The 10,325-nt window shown below is 71.7% G+C and carries 8 protein-coding genes; 4 read left to right on the forward strand and 4 right to left on the reverse strand.

Annotated features, from left to right (window positions below):
* A partial coding sequence (locus Q0A33_RS13855) for an AbgT family transporter (RefSeq protein ID WP_291797991.1) occupies positions 1 to 1,494 on the reverse strand: 1,494 nt, incomplete at its 3' end.
* A 244-nt stretch (positions 1,495 to 1,738) separates the two neighbouring features.
* On the opposite strand from Q0A33_RS13855, the gene Q0A33_RS13860 reads away from it, so the two are divergent.
* On the forward strand, positions 1,739 to 3,163 hold the full coding sequence (locus Q0A33_RS13860; RefSeq protein WP_291797995.1) for an amidase family protein: 1,425 nt from the start codon (positions 1,739 to 1,741) through the stop codon (positions 3,161 to 3,163).
* 106 nt (positions 3,164 to 3,269) lie between these two features.
* On the opposite strand, the gene Q0A33_RS13865 is transcribed toward Q0A33_RS13860, so the two are convergent.
* Complete coding sequence (locus Q0A33_RS13865) at positions 3,270 to 4,301, reverse strand: Lrp/AsnC family transcriptional regulator (RefSeq protein WP_291797999.1); 1,032 nt, start codon at positions 4,299 to 4,301, stop codon at positions 3,270 to 3,272.
* A gap of 228 nt (positions 4,302 to 4,529) precedes the next feature.
* Here Q0A33_RS13865 and Q0A33_RS13870 point away from each other — a divergent pair, with 228 nt between their 5' ends.
* From Q0A33_RS13870 to Q0A33_RS13880, 3 genes are all read left to right on the forward strand, one after another.
* Positions 4,530 to 6,137 (forward strand): AbgT family transporter, encoded by a 1,608-nt coding sequence (locus Q0A33_RS13870; protein WP_291798002.1) that lies wholly within the window; start codon positions 4,530 to 4,532, stop codon positions 6,135 to 6,137.
* A complete protein-coding gene (locus Q0A33_RS13875; protein ID WP_291798006.1) occupies positions 6,134 to 7,390 on the forward strand; it encodes a M20 family metallopeptidase in 1,257 nt (418 codons plus the stop codon). The genes Q0A33_RS13870 and Q0A33_RS13875 overlap by 4 nt, the downstream gene beginning before the upstream one ends.
* 113 nt (positions 7,391 to 7,503) lie before the next feature.
* Positions 7,504 to 8,007, forward strand: coding sequence for an O-acetyl-ADP-ribose deacetylase (locus Q0A33_RS13880; RefSeq protein ID WP_291798009.1), 504 nt, complete (start codon positions 7,504 to 7,506; stop codon positions 8,005 to 8,007).
* 90 nt (positions 8,008 to 8,097) lie between these two features.
* On the opposite strand, the gene Q0A33_RS13885 is transcribed toward Q0A33_RS13880, so the two are convergent.
* Both Q0A33_RS13885 and Q0A33_RS13890 read right to left on the reverse strand, forming a co-directional pair.
* On the reverse strand, positions 8,098 to 9,690 hold the full coding sequence (locus Q0A33_RS13885) for an ABC transporter substrate-binding protein (RefSeq protein WP_291798012.1): 1,593 nt from the start codon (positions 9,688 to 9,690) through the stop codon (positions 8,098 to 8,100).
* Positions 9,683 to 10,325, reverse strand: a 643-nt coding sequence (locus Q0A33_RS13890; protein ID WP_291798015.1) for an alkyl sulfatase C-terminal domain-containing protein, incomplete at its 5' end; no start/stop codon positions are given. The genes Q0A33_RS13885 and Q0A33_RS13890, both read right to left, overlap by 8 nt.

The raw sequence follows: 10,325 nt of genomic DNA on the forward strand, positions 1-10,325 counted from the left end.
CCAGACCGCCAGCATCGACATCGCCAGCGGGAGGGTGAAGGAGACGACGGTGCCGATCCCCGCGGACTTCCGGTACTGCTGCACCATGCCGAGGGCCAGGACGAAGTAGGCGCTCATGGGGGTGATGGCGTTGGTGCAGGAGTCCGCGATGCGGTAGACGAGCTGTGTGGTCTCCGGCGGGATGCTGAGGTACATGAACATGGGGATGAGGATGGGCGCCAGCAGCGACCACATCGCAGAGCCGCTGGTGATGATGATGTTCATGACGGAGATGAGGAGGATCGCGAGGATGAACAGCAGCAGGGGCGGCATCCCCGCGGTCTGCAGCCAGCCCGCGCCGTTCACGGCGATGACGGTGCCGATCCCGGTCCACTTGAAGTAGGCGAGGAACTGGCTGATGGCGAAGAAGAGGACGAGCACGGGCGCGAGCGTGCGCAGGCCGCCGGCCATCGCCTCGGGCACGTCCCGCAGCGAGGTGAACTCCCCCACCATCCGCCCGTAGACCACGCCCAGCAGCACGAAGCCCAGCCCGATGAACACCGCGATGTTCTTCATGACGACGGACTGGACGAGGCCGCCGTCCTCCCCGCGCAGCAGCGAGCCCTCCGGCACGAGGGCCGCCACGATGACGAGGACGTAGACGGCGAGGACGGCGAAGGAGGTGAGGAGCGCGCGCCGTTCGCGGGAGCTCACGCTCAGGCGGGCCCCGTCGTCCTCGAGCGCATCCACGTCCGCCTGCAGGTCCGCGCGCTTGGCGAGGGCCAGCTCCACGACCAGGGTGATGGTGATGGAGAGGACGATCGAGGAGGCGATCGCCCAGAAGTAGTTGCCCAGCGGGGAGACCACGTACTCGGGGTCGACGATCCGCGCGGCCTCCGTGGACAGCGAGGAGAGGATCGCGTCCGAGGGCGTGACGAGCGGTGAGGCGTTGTACCCGGCGGAGATGGAGCCGAACGCCACGAGGATGCCCAGGACGGGACTGCGGCCCACGGACCGGAAGGCCAGTGCGGCGAGCGGCAGCAGCACGATGAACGCCGCGTCGAACATCACGTGCGAGATCATGCCGGCGAAGGCGACGGAGAAGGTCACCCACGTGGCGGGCAGGCGCTCGATCGTGATGCGCAGCAGGGTCGCGAGGACGCCGGAGCGTTCGGCCACCGCGACGCCGATGATCACGCTGACGATGATGGGCAGCGGCGCGAAGGAGGCGAAGTTCTCCAGAGCCGTGCCGAACACCATCGCCGCACCCTCCCCGGAGAGCATCGACTGCACGGAGACGGCCTCGGTCTCACCCGGAGGCGTCACCTCCACCCCGCCGGCGGCCAGGAGCGCACTCACCACCGCGAGGATCGCGGACAGGATCCAGAACAGCCAGAACGAGTGGGGCAGCTTGTTGCCCACCGCCTCGATGACCTCGAGGACGCGGAAGAGCCGCCGCATCCCTCCGGACAGGGAGCTGTCCTCGCTGGCGCGCAGGACTGGGGGTGTCGCCATGGGGTCCTCCTTCATGCCGCTTTCACGCACGTCGTGCGGTGATACGAGTCACATTCTGCGGAACGGCGACCTCCGCGCCACGCACTCGGCCCGAGAACGGGGGCCGGGGCGGGACTCGGCCTCATCCGTGGCCGAATCCCGCACCCCTCGCCGGCCGTGACCGCCGTCACCCACCGTCCGGCGATACTGGCGCCGGGATGCGCACCCGCGCCGTTCCCGCACGCACCGGAGGAGGCACGCAGCCATGACGGATTTCCCCTCGCTCACCCTCGGACAGCTCACCGGGCTCCTGCAGACCGGAGAGCTGACGGCGGAGCAGGCGCTCGACGCCCATCTGGCGCGCATCGGCGAGGTGAACGGGGAGGTCAACGCCGTCGTCACCCTCGACGAGGAGGGGGCACGGGAGCGGGCGCGACAGGCGGACGTCCGCCTGCGCGCCGCCGCGGCCGGCAGTGCGCCTCCGGCTCCGGAGCTGTGCGGCGTGCCCATGACGCACAAGGACTCGATCGCCACGAAGGGCATCCGCACGACGCTGGGATCACCGCTCTTCGCGGACAGCGTCCCGGAGCGCAGCGCGCTCATCATCGACCGGCTCCAGGCCGCCGGCGTGGTCTCCTCCGGCAAGAGCAACGTGCCGGAGTTCGCGGCAGGCTCCCACACCTTCAATCCCCTGTTCGGCACCACGCTCAACCCCTACGACACCAGCCGCAGCGCCGGCGGCAGCAGCGGCGGGGCTGCGGCCGCGATCGCCGCGGGCATCCAGCCGGCCGGCGACGGCTCGGACACGGGCGGCTCGCTGCGCACCCCCGGCTCCTTCTGCAATCTGGTGGGCTACCGCCCGGACCAGGGCCGGATCCCGCTGTGGCCCGCGGCGAACCCCTGGGCCTGGGTGTCCCGCCAGGGATTCCTGGGACGGCGCGTGGAGGACGTGCGGATGCTCATGCGCGCGGTCACCGGCCCGCACCCGCAGAGCCCCCACCCCACACCCGAGGACGGGGCCTACGCCCAGCGGCGCCGCCGCGACCTCACGGGACTGCGGGTGGGCTGGACGGCGGACTTCGGCCTCGGCGTGCCGGTGGAGGCGGAGGTGCTGCGCGTGCTCGAGCCTCAGCTCGAAGTCCTCGCCGCACTGGGCGCGGAGGTGGTCGAGGCGACGCCGGACCTGCGCGATGCGGACGAGGTCTTCCTCACCACCCGCGCCTACGACTTCGCGGCCTCCTACGGCGAGCTGGTGCGGACCCGCGGTGACGAGATCAAGGCGACGATGCGCGAGAACGTGGAGCACGGCCTGCGTCTCACCGTCGACGACCTCTTCTCCGCCGGTGCGGCCCGCGCGCGTCTGCGCAGGGCCACGACGGCCTTCTTCTCCGAGTGCGATCTCCTCGTCACGCCGGCCGTGCAGGTGCTGCCCTTCGCGGCGGAGCTCGAGTTCCCCACCTCCGTGGCCGGTACGGCGACCCCGCACTACCTCGACTGGATGCGCGCCGCCACGCTCATCAGCGCCACCGGCCTGCCGTGCCTGTCCGTGCCCGGCGGCTTCTCGTCCACCGGCCTGCCGGTGGGGCTGCAGATGGTGGCACCGGAGTTCCGGGACGGCCTCCTGCTCGACGCGGCCGAGTGCTTCGAGGACGCCACCGGCCACTGGCAGCGAAGGCCGGACCTGGGCTGAGAAGCAGCTGGGCCGTGCCGGACCGGATCCGGACCGCACCCAGGGCCGCAAGCCGCACCGCACCCGCGGTCCCACCCAGGGCCGCGCGCCGCGCCGCGCCCGAGGCCTACTCCGGCAGGCGCAGATCCGTCGCCTCGGTGAGCCCCTCCGACGAGATGGGCCGCCAGTTGCGCTTGACCGTCTGCAGAACCACGGAGACGCTGAGGTCCGTGATGCCGGGGTGCGCACCGAGGTCGTCGGAGATGAAGGAGCGCAGACCCGCTTCGTCGCGGACGTTGCCCTGGACCACCAGCGAGGACGAGCCCGCCGTCATGGCGACCATGCGGGCGTGGACGTTCCCCGCGAGCTCCTCGAGGAGTTCCGCGAGCGCGGAGGGCCGGCTGCGGATCGAGGCCGAGAACCCCAGCGGGAAGCCCAGGAACCGCGGCTCCACGTCCACCCGCGGGCGCACCAGCCCGCTCGTCAGCACGCCCTCGAGCGCCCTGCGCGCCGTGGTGCGGGTGACCTCCAGCGCGGCGGCGATGTCGTTGACGCTCATCCGCCCGTCCTGCACCAGCAGGTTCGCGACCCTCAACTCGATGGGGCGGAGCTCATGAGGCCCCCTGCCCTCACCGCCCGCGGGTGCTGCGGGCTCTGAGGCCCGGCGCAGAGCAGGCAGCTGCGCAGTCTGCGCCTCGGTGAGGAGACCGGGGGCGCGCCACTCGCTGCTGCGCGTCGAGGTCGCGAGGATGAGGGTCGACTCCACGCGCGCCACCCCGGCGATCTGCGGCATGACGTCGAGGACGAGCGCCGCCGCGTCCATGTCCTGCGTGGGGTGCGCGAGGCACTGGATGTCCGCGGACCCGGCGAGCACGAAGACGGACTGCATGCCCGGCAGCGCGGAGAGCGCAGCGGCCACTGTGCGCACGGAGCCCGGCTCACAGGAGATCCAGGCGAAGACGGGGTGGCCGGTCCTGCGCAGCGACCAGCTCACGGAGGCGGACACGCGCATGACGCCGCGCCCGCGCAGTCCGGCCAGACGGCGGCTGACAGTGCTCGCCGAGGCCCCCAGCACCTCCGCGAGACCGCCCACCGGCGCGCGAGGGGCGTGCTGCAGGGCCGCGATGAGTGCCGCGTCCACGTCGTCGATGTGCTCCACACACCCATCATATCCAGGCGATTTCTGCATGATCTTGCGCGAATGCGTCCACTTCGTGCATCATCTACTCCATTCGTGATCGTTATCACCAGATACGCGCAACGCTCCGACTGCGGTTCCGCAGCGCGCGGTTGCTGTGCCGCTCCCGGCGTACCCGCCGGAGCACGATCACCCGGAGCACGGGACGTCCGTTCGCTCCGTCAGGAGAACAGCAGAACGGGAGCCGCAATGTCTGCAGACGTGGCATCGGAGGGAAGCCCCGCGCATCCGCCTCAGGGCGAGCGGAGCGGGCAGGACGCACAGGCGAAGACGGAGTCCCGGTTCTCCGCCGGAGTGCTCAAGGTGCTCGAGGCCGTGGACCGCGCGGGCAACAAGCTCCCACACCCATTCTGGATCTTCGTGGGCCTGGCGATCATCGTCGCGGGCCTGAGCGCGGTGCTCTCCCGCATGGGCGTCTCGTCGACGAACCCCGCGGACGGCGAGGAGGTGGTGGTCCAGAACCTCCTGTCCTACGACGGCGTGCGGATGATGCTGGGCGACGCCATCATGAACTTCGTGAACTTCCCGCCGCTGGGGCTCATCGTGGTCGTGGCGCTGGGCGTGTCCATCGCGGACGCCACCGGACTCCTGCCCGCCCTCATGCGCGGCATGCTCTCCCGGGTCTCCCCGCGCTACGTCACCTTCACCATCGCGCTCACCGCGATGGTCGCCCAGATCGCCGGCGACGCGGCCTTCGCCGTGATGATCCCGCTGGCGATGATCGCCTACCGCGCGGTGGGCCGCAGCCCGATCATCGGCGCCGTCGTCGCCTACGTCTCGATCGGGGGTGCGAGCAGCATCGGCCTGCTCCCCAGCGGCACCGACGCCGTGTTCGCCGGGCTCTCCACCGCCGCCGCGCACACCATCGACCCGAACTACAGCGTGGGCCCCCTCTCCAACTACTACTTCTCCGCGATCTCCGCGCTGATCCTCGCCGTCTCCATCACGATCGTGGTGGAGACGGTGGTGGCCAAGCGCGTGGCGGCGCTGGAGGCTGCGGAGCCCTCCGTGAATGCGGAGCCCCTGCCCGCGATGGACCTGCAGACGAACGAGCGCCGGGGCATGCTCGCAGCGGGCATCGCGACCCTCGTGTTCGCCGCCGCTGTCGTCCTCGTGATGGTGCCCACCGGCTCACCGCTGCGCGGCGACGCCGGCGAGATCCTCGACTCCCCGCTCATGGACAACATCGCGGTGGTGATGATGCTGTTCTTCGCCGCGGTGGGCATCGCCTACGGCGTGGTGCAGGGCAGCATCAAGAAGTTCAGCGACATCCCTGAGCTCATGGCCCCGGGCGTGCGCGAACTGGTCCCGGTCATCGTCCTGTTCTTCGCGGCCTCGCAGTTCCTCGCGTACTTCAAGTGGACGAACATCGGCCAGATCGTCGCGATCGAGGGCGCCTCCACCCTGGACAAGCTGGGCGCCACCCCGGTCGTCATCTTCATCGCCGCGGTCCTGCTCATCAGCTGCATGAACCTGGTGCTCACCTCCGGCTCCGCGATGTACGCCTTCGTCGCCCCGGTCCTCGTGCCCATGCTCATGCTCCTGGACATCGCCCCGGAGACCACGCAGGCGATGTTCCGCATCGCGGACGCCCCCACCAACAGCCTCACGCCCATGAGCCCGTACTTCGTCATGGCGCTGGGCTTCATCCGCCGCCACCGCCCCAGCGCGGGCATCGGCACGCTCATGTCGCTCGTGCTGCCGCTGGCGCTCGTGAACCTGGTCGTCTGGCTCACGATCTTCATCATCTGGTACCTGCTTGGCCTGCCGCTGGGACCGGGGGTGAGCGCCCGATGAGCACCGCAGCCACGCCTCCCGGCGCCCCGACGTCCCCAGCCGCAGTGGCCGGCCCCCGCTCTGCTCCCGACGCTCCGGCCTCCGCCGCATTCCGCGCGTTCCTCGCGGCCCTGCCGCAGATGCGCGCGCAGGCCGCCGCCGAGCATGCGGAGGCCCTCGACGACCTCCGGGCGCTCGTGGAGACCGAGACCCCCAGCGCGGACCCCGCGGCCCTGGACGCGGCCGCCCGGGAGCTCCTCGGCTGCGCGGAGACCCTCATGGGTCCGCTCGGCCGCGTAGAGCTGCACGCGCACGAGGAGCACGGCCCCACCCTGATCCTCGACGTGCCGGGCGAGCTCCCCGGGCGCGTGGTCGTCGTGGGCCACTACGACACCGTGTGGCCGCTGGGCACGCTCGGGGAGATCCCCTTCTCCGTCGAGGACGGGATCGTCCGCGGGCCGGGCGTCCTCGACATGAAGGCCGGCCTCGTGACCGGCTTCCGCGCCGTCCGGCTGGCGCGCGCCCACGGGCTGCAGCTGCCCTCGCTCACCTTCGTGCTCAACGGGGACGAGGAACTCGGCAGCCCCTCCTCCCGTCCCCTCATCGAACGGGAGGCCGCCGGGGCAGACGCGGGACTGGTGATCGAGCCCGGCGTCGACTGGGACCTCAAGGTCGAGCGCAAGGGCGTGGGAGTGTTCTCCCTCGAGGTGGCCGGGGTGGAGTCCCACGCGGGCAATGACCCCGAGGGCGGGGCGAGCGCCGTGACCGCCCTCGCCGAGCTGGTCCTCCAGCTGAACCGGGGCACCGACCTGGCGGCCGGCACCAGCGTGAACGTGGGCACCGTGAGCGGCGGCACCGCACGCAATGTGGTGCCGGGCCGCGCCCGGGCCTCCGTGGACGTGCGCGTGACGACGCCGGAGGAGGCCGCCCGGATCGACCGGCTCTTCTCCGGCCTCACAGTCGCGGATCCCCGGGTCTCCTTCACGGTGGGCGGCGGCTGGAACCGGCCGCCCATGGCGCTCACGGACGGCAGCCGTGCGCTGCTGCGCACGGTGCAGCAGGTGGCCGACCGGGTCAGGGCGCCGCTGGGACAGCGCTCCGTGGGCGGCGGCAGCGATGCGAACTTCCTGTCCGCCCTCGGCGTGCCGGTGCTCGACGGCCTCGGCGCCAGCGGCAACGGTCCGCACGCCCGCAGCGAGCACGTGCTGGAGGCAGACATGGATGACCGCGTCCTCCTGCTGGCCGGCGTCCTCGCCACCGCCTTCGCCGGCTGAGCCGGGCGGCGCGCGAGCCGCCATGATCAGTGAGCGCGAACTGACGCTCCGGCGCCGCTGGAGCGTCAGTCTGCGCCCACCCCCGGAGGAACCGGCCGTGCCACACTGAGGGCATGGTCGAGCTCACCGCCGTTCTCGGAGACATCACCGTTCAGCACGTCGACGCGGTGGTCAACGCCGCCAACACCGCGATGCGCGGCGGCGGAGGCGTGGACGGCGCGATCCACCGTGCGGGCGGGCCCGCGATCCTCGCCGACTGCATCGAGCGGTTCCCGCACGGCCTGGCGACCGGAGATGCCGGCTGGACCACCGCCGGGGAACTCCCCGCGCGCTGGGTCATCCACACGGTGGGGCCGAACCACTCAGCCGGTCAGCGGGACCGGCGCCTCCTCGTCTCCTGCTACCGGCGCTCGCTGGCGGTCGCGGACGAACTGGGCGCGTCCGCCGTGGCCTTCCCGCTCATCAGCGCCGGCGTCTACGGCTGGCCGCTCGACGACGCCGTCGCGGCGGCCGTCGACACCCTCCGCACGTGCGAGACACAGGTGGAGGCAGTGCGCATCGTCGCCTTCAGCGAGCACCTGCACGCACTGGTGCAGGCACGGATCGCACAGGGGTAGGCGGGGAGAGCGGGCACGAGCCGCAGCCCGAGGAGCGCTCCTCGGCGTCTGACCGTGCACCGCGCGCCCGCCTCATGCGCCTCCGCCCCCTCACTCCTCCACCTTGTAGGCGTCGCGGAGCATCATGATGTTGTCCGGACGCGCGGGGATCCCGTGGACGTTCACGAGGCTCATCCGCATCCAGTCCGCTCCCCACAGGTAGCAGTACGGAGTGAGCTCCGCGAGCTTGAGAGAGACCTCCCGGTACCGCTCCTTCCGCTGTGCGGGGTCCGGCTCCGCCGCAGCCGCCAGCATGAGACCGTCGAGCTCCTCGTCGGCCACGAGGTTGAAGTTGGAGCTGGGTGCGTCCGGTGTGGCCAGCGCGCTGTTGAACCAGCGGTTGACGTTGCCGTCCGGGTCCATCGCCCCGCGCCAGCGGTAGAGCATCGCGTCGAAGTCGTGGCTGAAGGCGTCGTCCACCAGGGTGGGCTGATCCGTGGGCCGCAGGCGCGCGTCGATGCCCACGGCACCCCACTGCGACTCGAGGGCCTGGGCGGCCCGGGTGTTGTCGGGACTCGAGGTGAGCTGCAGGTCGAAGGAGAGCCCGCCCAGCTCCTCGACGAGCCGCCGCGCCCCTTCCTCGTCATGCCGGGCGTACCCCTCGACCTCGCCCATGTCCCAGGTGCTCCCGGTGGGGAACGGCGACTCCTGCCCGGTGAGCCTGTCGCCCCCGTAGAGCGCGTCGTCCATGAGTTCCGGGTCGATCGCCATGCACGCGGCCCGGCGGGCGTCCGGATCGCTGAGCGGACGCCCCTCGGCGGTGTTGAACATGACGAAGCTCGATCCTGCCGCGCCCTGCGGGTCCAGGCGGATGGAGGGGTCCAGCTCCGCATCGCTCACCCAGTTGTAGGCGACGTTGTCCGCCACGTCGATGGAGGTGGACGCGAGGCTGGAGTAGCGGGAGTCGGAGTCCGCGATCACCCGGAACTCCACTCCGTCGAGGTAGGGCCGCCCCGGATCGCGGTAGCCGTCCCAGGCCTTCACCCGCACCGAGCTGTCCGCCACCTCGCTCACCAGCTCGAACGGTCCCGTCCCCACCGGTCTGGCACCCAGGTCCCCGCCCGTCTCCTCGATCGCCCGGGGCGAGGCCATCATGCCCGGAGCGGAGGCGAGCACGGCCACGGGGAATCCCGCGTGCGGACGGTTGAGCTCGAACTCCACCGTGGAGGCGTCCACCGCGCGGACGTCCTCGAGCACCCCCATCTCGCCCAGGCAGGAGCAGCCGTTGGCCGGATCGCGCATCCGGTCCACGTTCGTCACGACGGCGTCCGCGTCGAACTCCTCCCCATCCTGGAACTCGATGCCCTCCTGCAGGGAGACGGCGTAGGTGAGCCCGTCGTCGCTCACCTCGTAGCCCGTCGCCAGGTTGGGGATGAGCTCGCCCTCGGCATCGAGGTCGAAGAGCTGCTCGTACATGGTCAGCAGCACGCTGTAGCTGACGTACGTGGTCGCCCGCAGCGGATCCAGGGAGACCCAGCTGGCCTCCACGCCCACGCTGAGCGTGCCGCCGGGCCGCGGCTGCGCGTCCGGATCGTCCGGGACGACGGCCGCGCCGCAGCCCGCCAGGACCAGCGCCGTCGCCGCGGCGGCCAGACCCCGCAGAACCCGCAGACCACGCCCGAGGCCCCTCCTCCGTTCACGCATCTCGCACCTCCCTGCGCGCCTGTGCATTCCGTGCCTCTGCCTCGGGCGCCTCCGCCTCGGCCACCGATGCCGTCCCGTTCTTCAGCCCTGTCCCGCTCCCCCGCACGGGTCCGCTGCCTGCACGGATCGGCCCGGCGTCCTCGGCTGCGGAAGACCTGTCGCCCGCGCCCTGCCCGGCACTCCCGGCGGCAGGCTGCGGATCGAAGAAGCCGAAGAACTCGATCACCTCGGCCTCCTCGCCCCGGACCGCCGCCCGGCCGCCCGCGAGAGCGTCCGCCCACCCGAGCTCCCCGGTCCCGAGCTCCGCCCAGGTCCGCGCGTCCAGGGACACCACGGCGTCCGGCGCGTAGGGGTGGCGGTCCACGTCCGCGACGAACTCGCAGACGGACTTCCGCAGGTGCAGGCCCGCCCGGGTGTCCCGGTCCGTGAGGTCGAGGACGAGGAAGCGTTCGGTCTCCCCGCTCCGGGAGGGGTCGAGCCGCACGCGCAGGTGGTCGATGTGCATCTGCGGCGGGGCGCGCAGCACATCTCCCACGGTCCAGGGCTCGGACGGCGGGATGCTCACCTTCCCCTCCAGCTCGCGGGCGTGCGTGAGGTAGAAGTGGCGGGCGATGGACCCGCCCGCCCTCTGCCCC

This window comes from Brevibacterium sp. (assembly GCF_022712115.1).
Lineage (GTDB): Bacteria > Actinomycetota > Actinomycetes > Actinomycetales > Brevibacteriaceae > Brevibacterium > Brevibacterium salitolerans.

What these genes read in the sequence shown, in the direction of transcription:
- Q0A33_RS13885 (WP_291798012.1), bottom strand. Translation starts at nt 9,690, where the DNA reads ATGCGTGAACGGAGGAGGGGCCTCGGGCGTGGTCTGCGGGTTCTGCGG.
- Q0A33_RS13880 (WP_291798009.1), top strand. Translation starts at nt 7,504, where the DNA reads ATGGTCGAGCTCACCGCCGTTCTCGGAGACATCACCGTTCAGCACGTC.
- Q0A33_RS13860 (WP_291797995.1), top strand. Translation starts at nt 1,739, where the DNA reads ATGACGGATTTCCCCTCGCTCACCCTCGGACAGCTCACCGGGCTCCTG.
- Q0A33_RS13875 (WP_291798006.1), top strand. Translation starts at nt 6,134, where the DNA reads ATGAGCACCGCAGCCACGCCTCCCGGCGCCCCGACGTCCCCAGCCGCA.
- Q0A33_RS13870 (WP_291798002.1), top strand. Translation starts at nt 4,530, where the DNA reads ATGTCTGCAGACGTGGCATCGGAGGGAAGCCCCGCGCATCCGCCTCAG.